The sequence below is a fragment of the Pannonibacter phragmitetus DSM 14782 genome, assembly GCF_000382365.1.
Taxonomy (GTDB): domain Bacteria; phylum Pseudomonadota; class Alphaproteobacteria; order Rhizobiales; family Stappiaceae; genus Pannonibacter; species Pannonibacter phragmitetus.
The window spans coordinates 90,340-105,367 of the sequence record NZ_KB908218.1 but is presented as its reverse complement, the minus strand read 5'-3'; the positions used below and the strand labels follow the sequence as shown (position 1 = coordinate 105,367).

General features: G+C 63.7%; 15 protein-coding genes. 11 read left to right on the top strand and 4 right to left on the bottom strand.

Annotated elements, in window-relative coordinates; genetic code table 11:
* Window positions 1-27: 27 nt before the first annotated feature.
* The 9 genes from H163_RS0108955 to H163_RS0108910 all read left to right on the top strand — a co-directional run bounded on the left by H163_RS0108955 (window position 28) and on the right by H163_RS0108910 (window position 8,778).
* On the top strand, window positions 28-459 hold the full coding sequence (locus H163_RS0108955; RefSeq protein WP_019964232.1) for a YeeE/YedE family protein: 432 nt from the start codon (window positions 28-30) through the stop codon (window positions 457-459).
* 5 nt (window positions 460-464) lie between these two features.
* Window positions 465-923: a YeeE/YedE family protein gene (locus H163_RS0108950; protein ID WP_019964231.1), complete on the top strand. Its 459-nt coding sequence runs from the start codon at window positions 465-467 to the stop codon at window positions 921-923.
* A 22-nt stretch (window positions 924-945) separates the two neighbouring features.
* Window positions 946-1,839 (top strand): MBL fold metallo-hydrolase, encoded by an 894-nt coding sequence (locus H163_RS0108945; RefSeq protein ID WP_019964230.1) that lies wholly within the window; start codon window positions 946-948, stop codon window positions 1,837-1,839.
* Window positions 1,840-1,960: 121 nt separating this feature from the next.
* Complete coding sequence (locus tag H163_RS0108940) at window positions 1,961-3,745, top strand: SulP family inorganic anion transporter (protein WP_019964229.1); 1,785 nt, start codon at window positions 1,961-1,963, stop codon at window positions 3,743-3,745.
* A gap of 191 nt (window positions 3,746-3,936) precedes the next feature.
* Entirely contained in the window at window positions 3,937-4,938 is a 1,002-nt protein-coding gene (locus H163_RS0108930) for an alpha/beta hydrolase family protein (RefSeq protein WP_019964228.1), read from the top strand.
* A 94-nt stretch (window positions 4,939-5,032) separates the two neighbouring features.
* A complete protein-coding gene (locus H163_RS23655) occupies window positions 5,033-6,160 on the top strand; it encodes a hypothetical protein (protein ID WP_019964227.1) in 1,128 nt (375 codons plus the stop codon).
* Window positions 6,161-6,371: 211 nt separating this feature from the next.
* Window positions 6,372-6,881, top strand: coding sequence for an MmcB family DNA repair protein (locus tag H163_RS0108920; protein WP_019964226.1), 510 nt, complete (start codon window positions 6,372-6,374; stop codon window positions 6,879-6,881).
* 68 nt (window positions 6,882-6,949) lie between these two features.
* Window positions 6,950-8,581, top strand: coding sequence for an FAD-binding domain-containing protein (locus tag H163_RS0108915; RefSeq protein WP_019964225.1), 1,632 nt, complete (start codon window positions 6,950-6,952; stop codon window positions 8,579-8,581).
* Window positions 8,578-8,778 carry a DUF2256 domain-containing protein gene (locus H163_RS0108910; protein ID WP_019964224.1) on the top strand — a complete coding sequence of 67 codons (201 nt, stop codon included), beginning with the start codon at window positions 8,578-8,580 and terminating at the stop codon, window positions 8,776-8,778. The genes H163_RS0108915 and H163_RS0108910 overlap by 4 nt, the downstream gene beginning before the upstream one ends.
* 43 nt (window positions 8,779-8,821) lie before the next feature.
* Here H163_RS0108910 and H163_RS0108905 read toward each other — a convergent pair whose 3' ends face one another.
* Together H163_RS0108905 and rsmI are read right to left on the bottom strand one after the other, a co-directional pair.
* A complete protein-coding gene (locus H163_RS0108905) occupies window positions 8,822-9,208 on the bottom strand; it encodes a YraN family protein (RefSeq protein WP_019964223.1) in 387 nt (128 codons plus the stop codon).
* Window positions 9,205-10,134: a 16S rRNA (cytidine(1402)-2'-O)-methyltransferase gene (rsmI, locus tag H163_RS0108900; protein ID WP_019964222.1), complete on the bottom strand. Its 930-nt coding sequence runs from the start codon at window positions 10,132-10,134 to the stop codon at window positions 9,205-9,207. The genes H163_RS0108905 and rsmI overlap by 4 nt, the downstream gene beginning before the upstream one ends.
* 120 nt (window positions 10,135-10,254) lie before the next feature.
* Here rsmI and H163_RS0108895 point away from each other — a divergent pair, with 120 nt between their 5' ends.
* The gene (locus H163_RS0108895; protein ID WP_019964221.1) at window positions 10,255-11,517 is read left to right on the top strand and encodes a penicillin-binding protein activator; all 1,263 of its coding nucleotides are present in this window, start codon (window positions 10,255-10,257) and stop codon (window positions 11,515-11,517) included.
* Between the two features lie 11 nt (window positions 11,518-11,528).
* Window positions 11,529-12,746: a bifunctional phosphopantothenoylcysteine decarboxylase/phosphopantothenate--cysteine ligase CoaBC gene (gene coaBC / locus H163_RS0108890; RefSeq protein WP_019964220.1), complete on the top strand. Its 1,218-nt coding sequence runs from the start codon at window positions 11,529-11,531 to the stop codon at window positions 12,744-12,746.
* Window positions 12,747-12,793: 47 nt separating this feature from the next.
* Here the strand turns inward: coaBC and H163_RS0108885 are convergent, their stop codons facing one another.
* Window positions 12,794-13,618 carry a glycosyltransferase family 2 protein gene (locus tag H163_RS0108885; RefSeq protein ID WP_019964219.1) on the bottom strand — a complete coding sequence of 275 codons (825 nt, stop codon included), beginning with the start codon at window positions 13,616-13,618 and terminating at the stop codon, window positions 12,794-12,796.
* Between the two features lie 16 nt (window positions 13,619-13,634).
* Window positions 13,635-14,957, bottom strand: a complete 1,323-nt coding sequence (locus H163_RS0108880; protein ID WP_019964218.1) for a lipopolysaccharide biosynthesis protein — start codon at window positions 14,955-14,957, stop codon at window positions 13,635-13,637.
* Window positions 14,958-15,028: the final 71 nt, after the last annotated feature.

Sequence of the window (15,028 nt, the reverse complement as noted above, 5' to 3'; positions counted from 1 at the left end):
CTGCAGGCATATGAAGAGAGGGTCAGAATGCCAACCGAATTCACGCCGCTCCTGTCGCTGGCAGGGGGCGCACTCATCGGCCTTGCCGCCGTTGTCCTGATGGCCGTTCATGGCCGTATTGCCGGGATCACTGGCATTCTGGGCGGATTTCTGCCGGGCTCGGGCGAAAGCGACCGCGGCTGGCGCATTGCCTTCATCGCCGGCATGATCGCCGCTCCCATCACCGTCATGGCCGCGGCCGGCAGCATGCCGCAGATCTCCGTACCGGTTTCCACACTTGCGCTGGTGGCCGGTGGATTTCTGGTTGGCATCGGCGCCACCTTCGGCTCCGGCTGCACCAGCGGCCACGGAGTCTGCGGCCTGTCGCGCCTCTCCGCCCGCTCCATCGCAGCGACGCTCACCTTCATGGCCACCGGCGCGGTGACCGTCTTCCTTGTCCGCCACGTCTTCGGAGGTTGAGACCCATGCGTATTCTCTCTGCCTTTGCGATCGGCCTCGTCTTTGGCCTCGGCATCCTGCTGTCGGGCATGGCCAATCCGGCCAAAGTCTTGAACTTCTTCGACATTGCCGGCACTTGGGATCCGAGCCTTGCCTTTGTCATGGGTGGCGCCTTGACTGTGACGGCCATCGGCTACCAGATCCTCTTCCACAAGGGCGGCGCACCGCTGCTGGCCCCGCGCTATCTCGTGCCCACCCGCAAAGATATCGATCCGAAGCTCATCGGCGGCGCGGCCGTCTTCGGCATTGGCTGGGGCCTGTCCGGTTTCTGCCCTGGCGGGCTTGTGCCCGCGCTCGGGCTTGGCCAGAGTGAACCGTGGATCGCCTTTGCTGCCGTTGTCGCGGGCATGCTGGCTGCCCGTGCCATTGGCACGCTGCAGAGGCAGCCGAAGCTGATGCATTCGAAGCTGGCATCCGGCAAATGACCTGAGACCTCAGGAGAACACCATGAGCACGCAGTCCTATCCGGTTGACATGACGGTGAACCCCGAGGTCACCGCCTTCTTTGATCCGCTGACCAACACCATCAGCTATGTGGTGAAGGACCCGGCCTCGGAGGCCTGCGCCATCATCGACAGCGTCATGGACATCGACTATGCCGCCGGGCGGATCAGCTATGTCTCGGCGGACCAGATCATCCGCTTCGTCGAGGAAAACGGCCTCAGGGTGGAATGGCTGATCGAGACCCATGTCCACGCCGACCACCTGTCCGCCGCGCCCTATATCCAGCGCAAGCTGGGCGGAAATCTCGGCATCGGCAGCCAGATCACCGTGGTGCAGGAAACCTTCGGCAAGATCTTCAACGAAGGCACGGAGTTCCAGCGCGACGGCAGCCAGTTTGACCGCCTGTTTGAGGACGGGGACACCTATCAGGTCGGCAGCATGAGCTGCTTTGCCATGTACACCCCCGGCCATACGCCGGCCTGCATGACCCATGTGATGGGCAATGCTGCCTTTGTGGGGGACACCCTTTTCATGCCCGATGGCGGCTCCGCCCGCGCCGATTTTCCCGGCGGGGATGCCGGCACGCTTTACGATTCCATCCAAAAGGTGCTCGCCCTGCCGGATGAAATGCGCCTGTTCATGTGCCACGACTACGGCCCCAATGGCCGTGACATCCAGTGGGAGACCACGGTGGGCGAGGAAAAGGCGCATAATATCCACGTGGGCGGCGGCAAGACCCGCGAGGAATTCATCGCCTTCCGCACCGCCCGCGATGCCGAACTCGACATGCCGAAGCTGATCATCCCCTCGCTGCAGGTCAACATGCGCGCCGGTCAGCTCCCTCCTGCAGACGAAAGCGGCAAGACCTTCCTCAAGGTTCCGGTCAACGGGCTTTAAGGGGCGTTTTGCTTTCACGGCACAGCGTTTCAGTCCCCCTGCCCTCAAGGGGGAGGGGGACTGCGAGGCATCAGCCAAAGACTGCTCTCCACGTCTGTTTTCTCCCTCCAGCGAGCCCCCAATGAACCGGCTTCAGCGCTATCTTCCGATCCTCGACTGGGGCCGTACCTATGACCGGGCGGCGGCCACCAATGATCTGATTGCAGCAGTCATCGTGACGATCATGCTGATCCCGCAGTCACTGGCCTATGCGCTGCTGGCGGGGCTGCCGGCGGAAGTCGGGCTCTATGCCTCCATCCTGCCACTGGTGGCCTATGCCATCTTCGGCACAAGCCGGGCCCTTGCGGTCGGACCGGTGGCGGTGGTGTCGCTGATGACGGCCTCTGCCGTGGGCGAACTGACGGCGCAGGGCACGGCGGAATATCTGGGCGCAGCCATTGCGCTTGCCTTCCTCTCCGGGCTCATTCTCATCGTCATGGGCCTGTTCCGCCTCGGTTTTCTCGCCAATCTCCTGTCCCATCCGGTGATCTCCGGTTTCATCACCGCCTCGGGCCTGCTGATTGCTGCCAGCCAGCTGAAACATATTCTCGGCGTGCCGGGCGGCGGCACCACGCTGGTGGAAATCACCTCGTCTCTGGCCGCCAGTCTTGACCAGATCAATCTCATCACACTTGCCATCGGCATTCCGGCCATCGGCTTCCTGTTCTGGGTGCGCAGGGGGCTGAAGCCGCTTCTGATCCGTGCCGGTCTGAAGCCAAGGCTCGCCGACAGCATCGCCAAGGCCGGTCCCGTCGCCGCCGTCGCCGTAACAACCTTACTGGCTGCGGCCTTCGACCTCGGCAGCGAGGGGGTGAAGCTTGTCGGCGACATTCCCGGCGGGTTGCCCACGCCGGTGCTGCCGCCCTTTGACGCAAAGCTGTGGCTGGACCTTCTGGGCCCTGCCCTGCTCATCTCCGTCATCGGCTTTGTGGAATCGGTTTCCGTAGCGCAGACGCTGGCGGCCAAGAAGCGCCAGCGCATCCTGCCGGATCAGGAGCTGATCGGCCTTGGCGCCTCCAATGTGGCCTCGGCCATTTCGGGCGGCTATCCGGTGACCGGCGGCTTTGCCCGCTCGGTCGTCAATTTCGATGCAGGCGCCGAAACCCCGGCGGCAGGCGCCTATACCGCCGTGGGCATTGCGCTGGCCACCCTGTTCCTGACGCCGCTTCTCGCCAATTTGCCCCAGGCCACCCTTGCCGCTACCATCATCGTCGCCGTGCTGTCGCTGGTGGATTTTCCGGCCCTGCGCCGCACCTTCATCTATTCGCGCAGCGACTTTGCCGCCATGGCCGCCACCATTCTCGTCACCCTGCTGGTGGGGGTGGAAATGGGTGTCACCACGGGCGTCATCCTGTCGGTGCTGCTCTATCTGTTCCGCACCAGCCGCCCGCATATGGCTGTCGTCGGCATTGTTCCGGGCACGGAGCACTTCCGCAATGTTCAACGCCACAAGGTGGTGACCGGCAGCACGGTGCTGACCCTCCGCGTTGATGAAAGCCTTTACTTCGCCAACAGCCGCTATCTGGAAGACCGCATCCTGGAACTGGTGGCAGAACGGCCGCAGATCCGCCACGTGGTGCTGATGTGCACCGCCGTCAACGTGATCGACGCCAGCGCCTTCGAAAGCCTTGAGGAGCTGAACCGGCGGCTGAAGGATTCCGGCGTTACCTTCCACCTGTCAGAGGTGAAGGGCCCGGTGATGGACCGGCTGAACCGCACTGACTTCACCCATCATCTCACGGGGCAGGTGTTTCTCACCCAATATGACGCCCTTTGCAGTCTTGATCCCGAAACCGCCCACGTCTCCGAATCCCGCCACCCCAAACGCCGCGCCATGAGCACGCTGTGGGATGGTCCGGAGATTTGATTGTTCTGCCGTGACGGATAAAGGAGACGCCTTTCTCGCAAGAATGAGGTGGCGCAGTCGCTGCTTGCCATCATCTCGACGCAGCTGATACCTGTCAGGCCCTCAAACGCTCCATTGGGCTGTGAGCTGACCTTGCGTGCAACTTTGCTTTTTGTCATGCGGCTCAGCTTCCTGAACATGCCGGAAGATCAATGACACTTGCACGGAACCTGTTTTTGCTGCTCTTCGCTTTGTGCAGCAGTCTCCCTGGCCCTGCCGCACTGGCGGCTTCCTACAAGGCTGGTGTGACACGCGTGACAGGTGAGGAAGCGGGCGGCCAGATCACGGCCTTCGTCTGGTACCCGGGCTCCGCAGAAGAAACGCCTTGGCAGGCGGGCCCGTTCGAGATCCGGGCGGCGCGCAATGGCCCAGTTGCGGATGGCCGTTTTCCTGTGGTGCTGTTGTCGCACGGGCGAGGGGGCGCTCCGCTGAGCCACCGTGAGCTCGCCGCCAGCCTCGCCCGCGAAGGCTTCATTGTCGTGGCTCTGGTCCATCAAGGTGATACCGCCGGCCAACCGTCAGCAAGTCTGCCCCTGATCCTGACACGCCGCCCGGCACAAGCCGTCGCGGCACTGGACGCCGCGCTGGCAGACAGCCGGATTGCTCCGCATGCAGACACTAGCAGGATTGGCGTGATCGGCTTTTCCGCAGGCGGATACACCGCACTGACCGTTGCTGGCGCCAAGCCGGATTTTGAGCTCGCCCTGCGTTTCTGTCAGACACCGGCAGGGCGCAGTGATCCCGGGTCCTGTCCTCCGGATGACGATGGCATACAGTCCGCTCAGGCGGATTTGAAGGCCTGGAAGGCCCCATCTGAATCCCGGTTCAAGGCGCTGGTCTTGCTGGATCCTCTGGCCATCATGTTCGATGCCCGCGCGCTTGCGGATCTGAAACTCCCGGTCATGCTGGTCAGCCCGCAAGATGATCTTTACATGCGTTCGGGAGCCAATGCACTTGCCCTCGCGCAGAACCTTCCAGCTCCACCGCAACAGCTATCCATGCCCGGACGGCACTTTGTCTTCATTGACCCGTGCCCTCCAGCCTTGGCAGAAGAGGCGGAGCTGATCTGCAAGGATGCGCCAGGAGTTGACCGGGCTGCCATCCACCGGACCCTAGAGGCCGCTATTGCCGCATTCCTGAAAGAGAGCCTCTAGCGCAAACCAGACAGAGCGCATTGGTCTCTGTGCGGCCTTTCCCAGTCCACCTTTCGCTTGCCTTCCGCACATCACCCGGGCAAGGGTCGGGGCTATGGAACAGATGCCCCAGCCCATACCTGAGAAAGACCCGCCCGAGGCAAGTCTGCGGCAGCGGTTTGTATCTGGCCCGCAGTGCGGCGGGAGCGGCATTCTGGCCGTCGTCTATTCGCAGGTGCGCGTGCCCGAAGGCCGGTTCGGGCTGGAACGGCTGTTCATGGACACACGCCACACCTGCCTCTTCCTCAATGACCTGCGCTGGCGCTGGTATGAGGGGCAGACAGAGGCAGTCGATGCGGCGATTGATGCTGCCATTGCACAGGCAAAGCCTTCGCGCATCATCCACTATGGCTCGTCCATGGGCGGCCATGCGGCGCTGGCGGCGGGCTTGCGCCGGGGAGATGGCGAGGTCCACAGCTTCGGCCCGGAGCTCGAGCCCGGACGGCCCGGTACCCAGAGCGCCGATTACGGCCTGCCCCACCCCGGCACGGCTGCTCAGGCGCTGACGCTTGCACCGGAATTCGCAAAGCTGGAAACCCCGCCCGCTCATCCGCTGCATTTCTACTTCGGCCATTTCGATGCCGCCGATGCCGCAGGCGCGGCACGGGTGCTAAGCCGCAAAGAACCAGTTCCGGGGATGGCCGGCATCCACGTGCATGAGCTTGCCTCCTGTCACGCCAGCCACGACCACCTCTATGCGCTGAACGTGATCCGCAAGATCATCCGTACCTTCGAGCGCGATCCGGCGGCGGAACTGGCCGCCCGTGATCTGCTGCGGCCGCTGCCGCCCGCGTTCTATGCCGGCTTCTCGCAGGCCGCCGAACTCTTGGCGCAAGGCGCCGTGCCCGAGGAAGCAGATCTTCTGCATCTGGCAGGCCTCGCCCCGGACCACATTGGCCTCCTGCGCCTCAGGGCGAATGCAGCTGCCGCGCGCGCAGATCTGGAATCCGCCCTTGCCCTGATGACACAGGCCGAGGCGCAGATTGCCAGCCATCCCGGCCTTGCCGCCCTGCCCAAGCGCTGGCGCAAGGACCTGACGCTCGCCCGCATCCGCTGGATGGCAGATCTTGGCAGACAGGCGGCAGCGGCGGAGCTGCTGAGGTCTCTCGGCGTGCAGATGCCCCATGACGCAAAGGTTCTGGCGCTGGCGGGAGAGCTTGGCATCAACCTGCCGGAAAGCTGAGAAAGAGCGGAACTCCGCCGAGGATGATGACAAGGCAGGCATTCTTCTCTTTCGTCATGGTCGGGCTTGTCCCGACCATCTGCAAGCCATTGATTTGTATAGATCCTCGGCACAAGGCCGAGGATGACGATGGAGAGGTCGAAAGTTTGTCATCAACCTCAGAGTGGGAGCCCCCCTTGCATTTTCCGAACAAATGCGGAACATTTGCGGGATGAACCCGCTGGACCTTGCCCATACCAACCGCATTGCTCTTGATGACCCGCTGACGGACGGGCGCCAGTCCGAAACGGCGCTCAAGGTCTGGCGCGGGGCGGCCCGGCTCATGCGCCTGCAGGGCTATGCCTGCCTGCCCGAGCTGACGCTGGCCTCCGGGCGGCGGGCGGATCTGATCGCGTTGGGCCCGAAGCACGAGATCATCATCATCGAGGTGAAATCCTCCATCGCGGATTTGCGCGCGGACAGCAAATGGCCGGACTACCGCGCCCATTGTGACCGGCTCTATTTCGCCACCCATGTGGATGTGCCGTCAGAGATCTTCCCGGAAGAAGCCGGACTGATCCTGTCCGATGGCTATGCCGCCGATATCCTGCGCGAGGCTCCGCACCATCCCCTGGCCGCCGCCACGCGCAAGGCCGTGACCTCCCGCTTTGCCCGTCAGGCCGCCCTGCGCCTGCATGACCTTCTGGACCCGGATGCAAGGGCCATCGCCAGCGTGCTCTGATCCTTGGCGCGGGGGCTGGCGTAAGAGGCAAAGACAGCACGCGAACCACGCCCTTGCCAGATCCCGTCATGCCACCAGCACCTGCCACGGCTCTTACACCCTCTTCCCCGTCCGGCCTGCAGGTTGTCTGGTTCAAGCGGGATCTGCGCACCTTTGATCATCAGCCTCTGTTCGAGGCTGCCCGCCTTGGGCCCGTGCTGCCGCTCTACATCGTGGAGCCGGGGCTCTGGTCGCAGCCGGACATGTCCGGCCGCCAGTTCGCCTTTCTGCGCGAATGCCTAGAGGAGCTGCGGGAGGCGCTCGCCCGGCTGGGCCAGCCGCTGATCATCCGCACGGGCGAGGCGGTGCCGGTGCTTTACGCGCTGCACCGGGCGCGGGGCATTGCCGCCCTGTGGTCGCATGAGGAAACCGGCAACCTGTGGACCTTCCGCCGCGATCTGGCGGTGAAGGCCTTTGCACGGGCCGAAGGCATCCCCTGGCACGAGCCGCGCCAGACCGGCGTGGTGCGCCGTCTGGCGAGCCGCAACGGCTGGGCCACGCGCTGGGACCATGACATGCGCAAGCCCCTGCTGCCGGAGCCCCTGCTCACTCCGCTGGCAAGCCTTGGCCTCACCATTGATCCCGGTCCCCTGCCCCCGGCCGGCGGTCCTGGCCTCGCGCCGGACCTCTGCCCCCAGCGCCAGCCCGGCGGGCGCAAGGCAGGCCTTGCCTGTCTTGAGAGCTTTCTTCACCGGCGCGGCAAGACCTACAGGTCTGGCATGTCGAGCCCCGTCTCCGGCTTCGATGCCTGTTCCCGCCTTTCGCCACACATCACCTTCGGCACACTTTCCTTGCGTGAGATTACGCAGCGGGCGGAAGACCGCTTGAACCAGCTGGTTCTTGCGGGGGCTGCGCCGGGTGCGGCCACATGGCGCGGCGCCGTCAGCTCCTTTCTCGCCCGGCTGCACTGGCACTGCCACTTCATGCAGAAGCTGGAGGATGCGCCGCGCATCGAGGTCAGCAACCTGCATCCCGCCCATGACGGCCTGCGCCCGCGCGAGCCGGACCGGGCGCGGCTGGAGGCCTGGATGAAGGGAGAAACCGGTCTGCCCTTTGTGGATGCCACAATGCGGGCGCTTCTTGCCACCGGCTGGATGAACTTCCGCATGCGCGCCATGCTGATGGCCGTCTCCAGCTATCACCTGTGGCTGGACTGGCGCACGCCAGGGGAGCATCTTGCACGCTGTTTCACCGATTATGAGCCCGGCATCCACTGGCCTCAGGTGCAGATGCAGTCCGGCACCACGGGCATCAACACCATCCGCATCTACAATCCGGTGAAGCAGGGCATCGATCAGGACCCGGATGGCCGCTTCATCCGCCGCTGGGTGCCGGAGCTGCGGGCCATTCCGGACGCCTTCCTGCATGAGCCGTGGAAGGCTCCCAATGCGGGCGCCGTTCTGGACAAGGCCTATCCGCTGCCGGTGGTGGATCATGTGGGGGCTGCACGGGCGGCGCGGGACAAGGTCTGGTCCTTGCGCAAGGACCGCGAATTTCACAAGGCGGCTGACACCATTCAGGAGCGGCATGGCAGCCGCAAGTCCGGCATCACCCGCCGGGGCCGCGATGGCGGAGGAGGACGCAAGCGCCCGGCAGACACCACCGCCCAGCTCAGCTTCGGCCTGCTGCTGCCGGAGGAGGAGGGCAAGGGCAGACCATGAAGATGCGCAAGAAATCCGATCTGCCGGTCAAGACCTGCCGCACCTGCGCAAGGCCCTTCACCTGGCGGCGCAAATGGGCCCGTGACTGGGACAACGTCCTCTATTGCTCGGACCGCTGCCGGGGCGCGCGCAAAGGAGGAGGCCCGCTGGCTGAAGATCCTGAGGAGGAGGCGCAAAGTTCCTCCCGCAGGCGCTAGAGGCTGCCGTCTCCGGCTTCAGACGCAAAACCAGCGCGAGACTTCACGCCAGTCCGTCCGGCCGGAAGGCGTCCACCACATGTTCGGGCCAACGGAAGGGCACGACCAGAACCAGATCGAACCGCAGCGTCTGTGCGGCGAGATGCGGATGGTGCAGCAGATAGATCTGCGCGGCACGGATGATGCGGTTGCGGGCGGTGGGGGTGACGGCCTCCAGCGCCGCGGTGCGGGTGCGCCGGGCCTTTACTTCGACGAAGGCCACCACATCGCCCCGTTCGGCAATGAGATCCACCTCACCGGTCGAGGCCTTGAAGCGGCGCTCCAGAATGCGCCAGCCGCGCAGGCGCAGCGAAAGGGCAGCGAGGCTCTCGGCCAGATGACCCAGCCGGTAGGCTTTCCGCCGCTTCTGCCGCCGCCCCCGTTCCGTCATGATCCGGTCTCTTCCCCCTCAGCCCCAGCGGCCGCTTTCAGTTCCAGCGCCAGCTTGTAAACCTCGTTCCGGTCCAGCCCCGTGCGCTTCGCCACGTCCTTGGCGGCGGCGGCAACGGGCATGCCGGCAAGGGCCTCGGTGAGCAGCGCTTCCACATCGGCGGCGTCTTCCTCGTGAGCCTGCACCTCCGGCGGGCCGATGAGAACGACGATTTCTCCCTTGGGCGGGTTTTCCTCATAGAAAGCCGCCAGTTCCGGCAGTGTGCCGCGCTGGAAGGTTTCGAACTTCTTCGTCAGTTCGCGGGCGACCACCGCAGCCCTGCCGCCCAGCACCCCGGCCATGGCGGCGAGAGAGGCGGCCAGCCGGTGGGGCGATTCGAAAAAGGCAAGCGTGGCTGGAATGGCCGAGAGCTCCGCCAGCCTGCGGCTGCGCTGACCCGCCTTCTGCGGCAGGAAGCCCGCAAAAAGCAGCGTATCGCTGGGCAGGCCGGAGGCGACGAGCGCGGCGAGCGGCGCGGAGGCACCGGGAATGGGGATGACCCGGTGGCCTGCTTCCAGCACATCGCGCACCAGCCGGTAGCCCGGATCGGAGACCAGCGGCGTACCCGCATCGGAGACCAGCGCCACCACCTTGCCTTCGGCCAGCGCCGCCAGCAGCCGCGGGCGCTGCCGCTCCGCATTGTGCTCGTGATAGGGCAGCAGCGGCGCCCGCAGGCCGAAGCGCTGGGCCAGCGTTGCCGTGACGCGCGTGTCCTCGCAGGCAATCACATCTGCGCCAGCCAGCGTTTCCAGCGCGCGCAGCGTAATATCACCAAGATTGCCGATCGGCGTCGAGACGACATAGAGCGCGGCCTCCTGCCGGGGCGCCTCGACCACCTGTCCGGCAACGAAATAACGCCGTTCTGGCGGGGCTTCAGCCATCGTCATGTCAAAACTCCGGGCAACAACAGCTTGAGGGCTGTCCAACACATGATCCAGTCTCGTGAAACTGGACAGGAACGTTCTGAATTCGTAAAGGTTTTTGAACGCGGACGCGAGGAGGCCATAGTGCAAAACACGATTGAAGCCGCCAAGGGCATGAAAACAGCATCCCCACATGCGTCCGGACGCGGCTTTCTGCGCCGGAGCCGGCTTCGGTTTGCCGCTCTTGCCGGGGCGCTCGGCCTTCTGGCGGGCTGCATGCCCTCCACCATGGGGCCGGTTCAGGACAACACCTCCTTCCCGGCCACTCCGGCCGCGCCCACAGTGGCAGGCGAGATGATTGGCGACGGATCGATTCGCGTCGGCCTGCTGCTGCCGCTCAGCGGCGGCGGTTCTGCTTCCTCCATCGCCACCACCTTCAAGAATGCCGCACAGCTGGCGCTCAATGATTTTCAAGGCTCCAACATCCAGCTTCTGGTGAAGGATACGCAAGGCACGGCGGAAGGCGGGCGCGCGGCGGCCGAAGCGGCCATGTCGGAAGGGGCGGAGCTGCTGCTCGGGCCGGTCTTCGCTCCCGCCGTCACCGGTGCCGCCAATGCGGCGCGCAATGCCGGCATCCCGATCGTCGCCTTCTCCAGCGATACGGCTGTTGCAGCCCCCGGCGTTTATCTGCTCAGCTTCCTGCCTGCCGGAGACGTGCGCCGGATCATCGGTTACGCCGCACAGCAGAACCGCAAGTCCTTTGCCGCCCTGCTGCCGGATGATGCCTATGGCTCTGTTGCCGAAGCGGCCTTCCGCCAGGAAGTCGGCCGTGTGGGCGGGCGCATCGTCGCCATCCAGCGCTACAAGCTGACGGGCAGCGACACCTCGGATCTGGCGGCCAAGGCGCAGCAGCTGGCTCCGAACCTGCCTCAGGTCGACGCGCTGTTTGTGCCTGCGGGCGGCGGCGTCGCGCCCTTCGTCATGCAGACGCTGGTGCAGCAGGGCGCGAACCTTGGCACGGTCAAGCTGCTCGGCAGCGGCCAGTGGGAAACCCAGCAGGTGACCAACAGCCCGATGATGGCCGGCGCCTGGTTCCCCGGTCCGGAAAAGAGCGGCTTTGATGCGCTTGCCAGCCGCTATCAGGCTGCCTATGGCAGCCCGCCGCCGCGCAACGCATCGCTTGCCTATGATGGCACGATCCTGGCCGCCGGGCTTGTGCGCTCTGCTGGCCCGCAGCGCTTTGCCACGCAAACGCTGACCAACCGCGATGGCTTCCTCGGCATCGACGGCGTGTTCCGCTTCCTGCCGAACGGCCAGAACGAGCGCGGCCTCGCAGTCTATGAAATCACCGGTTCGGGCGTGAAGCCCGTCTCCCCCGCCCCGCGCGATTTCCGCAGCCCCAGCTGAGAAGGCCCATCATGACCGGCGGGAAACGGGTTCTTTTGATCATCGGCGGCGGTATTGCTGCCTACAAGTCGCTGGATCTGATCCGCCGCCTGCGCGAGCGCGGTGCGAGGGTTAAGGTGGTGATGACAGCCGCCGCGCAGCAATTCATCACGCCGCTCGCCGCCGGGGCGCTGACGGCTGAAAAGGTCTATACCGACCTCTTCGACCGGGAGGCGGAGCAGGATGTCGGCCATATCCGACTTGCCCGCGACACCGATCTCATCATCGTGGCGCCTGCCACGGCGGACCTGATGGCCAAGATGGCGCAGGGTCTTGCCGGGGATCTCGCCAGCACCGTGCTTCTGGCCACCAACCGGCCCGTGCTGGTGGCCCCGGCGATGAACCCGGCTATGTGGGCCCACCCGGCGACACAGCGCAATGTGGCCACTCTCAATACCGATGGTATTGCCTTCATTGGCCCGGAGAGCGGCGAAATGGCCGAAAGCGGCGAGGCTGGCCTTGGCCGTATGGCCGAGCCGCTGGCCATTGCCGAAAGGGCGCTGGCGCTTTTGGAAGCTGGCAGCACGCCCCAGGTCAGGCCCCTCGCCGGAAAGCACGTGGTCATCACCTCCGGCCCGACCCATGAGCCGATTGATCCGGTGCGCTACATCGCCAACCGCTCGTCCGGCAAGCAGGGCCACGCCATTGCCGCCGCAGCCGCGGAAGCAGGCGCGCGGGTGACGCTCATTTCCGGCCCCGTCACCCTGCCCGATCCGGCAGGCGTCACGGTCATCCCTGTGGAAACGGCGAAGGAGATGCTCGCGGCTGTCGAAGCGGCACTGCCCGCCGACGTGGCCATCATGGCCGCAGCCGTCGCCGACTGGCGCGTGGCGCAGGAAGGCAGCGAGAAGATCAAGAAGGACGGTTCCGGCCAGCCCCCTGCCCTGGCGCTGGTCGAGAACCCGGACATCCTGTCCACAGTCGGGCACCTTGCCGGCAACCGGCCGAAGCTCGTCGTCGGCTTTGCTGCCGAAACGCAGAACCTCATCGCCAATGCGCAAGGCAAGCTGCAACGCAAGGCCGCCGACTGGATCGTCGCCAATGACGTCAGCCCGGCAACCGGCGTGATGGGCGGCGACGCCAACACCGTGCGCATCGTGACGCGTGACGGCATCGAGGACTGGCCGACCCTCGGTAAAACCGAGGTCGCCCGGCGGCTGGTGGAAAGGATCGCGGCGGCGCTGGATTAGATCAGACCAAAAGGCGCACTGGCCTTTTGCCTGCAAGACGCAGCCTGTCAGGCGAAGGGCGATACCTTCACGTACTGGCGATAGACCTTATGCGCATCGCGCGCATATTCCCAACGCCGCTTGCTTGGCAGGGTTGCCAGCGAAGCGTGCCAGAGATGGCGCACCTGGAGGCGCGGATCGTACCAGACCTTCTCTCCGGCATCTGCAAGCTGCCGCGACAGGAAGTACTCTTCCGACATGATGAAAGTCGGCGCCCAAAGCTCGGAGAAAAGCTCGAAGAAGCGCGGGCCGATCAGGTAGACCGAGCCATGTCCCTGATAGATATATCCTGGCGTTTCCCAATTTTCCTCATCACATCTGTCCGTGAAGCGGTGCAGGGCAAGTGCCACCTTATGAATCAGAAGACCAAGGTAATAGTTGCTATAATAAAGGTCGTAAAAAACTTCCCGTACTTTCGAGATTTTTTCAAGAACATGTGGGTTCTGGTGTTCGTTATCGCCGGTGATGATATCTGGAGATACGACAGGATGCTGTCTGATTTCAGGCTCAATAGCTTCAAGCCGGTCACAGAAGTCAGGTGAAAACTCCAGGTCGTTGTTGCCAGCAATGATCCAGCCAATGTCCGGACGGACAGATCGCAGATGGTGAATCCCGGCATTCAGACCACCGAAGTAGCCTAGATTCTTCTCAAGCCGCAGCACATCAACACCCGGACCTTCAATGGCGCTGAGCTTTGTCACCTCCTCCGGGCGAGATTGGTTGTCAACGACAGCCACATGGATATCGTGACCCGCATTGGCCAAAAGCGTCCGGACAGCATGGAGGGTTACTTCACTGCTGTTGAAGTTTGTGCAGACATAGCCAAGCTTCATAGTTCCAATCCCAGGTTCATAATGCCCCAGCCGCAGACTTTCCTTTTAAAAGGTAACGCCGGACGATGACTATAAGCAAAAGAGTTTCCGAAAAGACAAAGCAGATAGCCGACGCGAGCGCCCCTAAATAGGGGATCAACGCAAGGTTGGCAAGAACGCTGACTGCCGCCGCAAGCAGCAGCGCCATTAGAAGATAGCCGCGCGCACCCAGGGAATTCAGCCCGGCAATTCCAAGCATGAATACGCTGACGCCCGGAAGTACAGACACAGCCATGATCAGCGTCAGGTGAAACACCACATCCAGGTCATCGATCCTTTGAAGCGCAGGCACAAAAGGGGCGAAGATGAGGTAACCGGCAGCTCCGCCCGCGATCAGAACAACTGCCACTGCAATCTGCGGCATGGTGATCGCCAGAATACGCCGCAGGGCACGGGGCGATGGTGCGCCCTCTTCCCTTGCTATGGCGAGCGCCCTGGGAAAGAAAAACTGGTTGAGTGGCCGCATCGCCGCCTGCAGCGCCTTCGTCAGTTTCTCAGCCAGAGAGTAAGATGCGATTCCGGCAGCAGGCACCCCGAGACTGCTGAGGATCAGGACATTGCTGTCTCTGTAGAAGCCGGTCGCAACACTGTTGAGATATACTTCCTTGCCATGCCAGATCATTCTGGTCAGCTGAGAGAAGCTGACGGCCCTTGGCCTGATCTTGAACTTGATGACAGCGTAGCTCAAGGCGCAGATCGCGCCTGCCAGGTACCAGCTTCCGAGAATGAAAGGCAGAAGAACCGCATCTTCCTGCGCGCGGATCAGCAGAAAAACTGTCGCAAGAGCACCGATCCGGCTCAGCGTCACACACACTGCAAGCGGCATATTGTGCTCAAGTCCTTGAAACAGCCAGTTGGGCTGCAGAGCATAAGACAAGCTTATCAGAGACCAGCCCAGAACCAGGATGCGCAGCTCCGGATGGACGAAGGTCAGCACGATCTGCAGCACGGACAGGCCCAGGCAATAGAAGCAGAGGCGCAAGATGATGATTGGAACGAAAGCTGCCGAGATGGCATCACCATCTGTTTCAGGCTTGAGCCCGACGATGGCAGCGACGCCATCCACTTCAAAACTGTAAAGCACAAACGACAGCAGGAACAGCGCGATTGCTTCTGCAACAACCACTTGTGCGAAGCTTTCCTGCCCAACCATGGCCAGAACAAAGGGGTATGCAATCAGCGGCGCAAAGGCGTTGAACACCTGAATGGACGCAAGGGAGCCGATATTCGTAAGCGCCCGGCCCGACGGCAGAAACCGCCGCGCAGGACGCTCAGGAGCAGGCTTCGGTGTCTTGGTCATTTGCGATGACTACCTATATTGTAAAATTGCCGCCCAGAGGGCACCAGTTCGGCAGCATGTCCGCCAGTAGA

Excerpts from the sequence above, each read along its gene's own strand:
- H163_RS0108880 (WP_019964218.1), bottom strand. The coding sequence starts at position 14,957 with ATGACCAAGACACCGAAGCCTGCTCCTGAGCGTCCTGCGCGGCGGTTT.
- H163_RS0108910 (WP_019964224.1), top strand. The coding sequence starts at position 8,578 with ATGAAGATGCGCAAGAAATCCGATCTGCCGGTCAAGACCTGCCGCACC.
- rsmI (WP_019964222.1), bottom strand. The coding sequence starts at position 10,134 with ATGACGATGGCTGAAGCCCCGCCAGAACGGCGTTATTTCGTTGCCGGA.
- H163_RS23655 (WP_019964227.1), top strand. The coding sequence starts at position 5,033 with ATGGAACAGATGCCCCAGCCCATACCTGAGAAAGACCCGCCCGAGGCA.
- H163_RS0108940 (WP_019964229.1), top strand. The coding sequence starts at position 1,961 with ATGAACCGGCTTCAGCGCTATCTTCCGATCCTCGACTGGGGCCGTACC.
- H163_RS0108905 (WP_019964223.1), bottom strand. The coding sequence starts at position 9,208 with ATGACGGAACGGGGGCGGCGGCAGAAGCGGCGGAAAGCCTACCGGCTG.
- coaBC (WP_019964220.1), top strand. The coding sequence starts at position 11,529 with ATGACCGGCGGGAAACGGGTTCTTTTGATCATCGGCGGCGGTATTGCT.
- H163_RS0108885 (WP_019964219.1), bottom strand. The coding sequence starts at position 13,618 with ATGAAGCTTGGCTATGTCTGCACAAACTTCAACAGCAGTGAAGTAACC.
- H163_RS0108915 (WP_019964225.1), top strand. The coding sequence starts at position 6,950 with ATGCCACCAGCACCTGCCACGGCTCTTACACCCTCTTCCCCGTCCGGC.
- H163_RS0108950 (WP_019964231.1), top strand. The coding sequence starts at position 465 with ATGCGTATTCTCTCTGCCTTTGCGATCGGCCTCGTCTTTGGCCTCGGC.
- H163_RS0108930 (WP_019964228.1), top strand. The coding sequence starts at position 3,937 with ATGACACTTGCACGGAACCTGTTTTTGCTGCTCTTCGCTTTGTGCAGC.
- H163_RS0108945 (WP_019964230.1), top strand. The coding sequence starts at position 946 with ATGAGCACGCAGTCCTATCCGGTTGACATGACGGTGAACCCCGAGGTC.
- H163_RS0108920 (WP_019964226.1), top strand. The coding sequence starts at position 6,372 with ATGAACCCGCTGGACCTTGCCCATACCAACCGCATTGCTCTTGATGAC.
- H163_RS0108955 (WP_019964232.1), top strand. The coding sequence starts at position 28 with ATGCCAACCGAATTCACGCCGCTCCTGTCGCTGGCAGGGGGCGCACTC.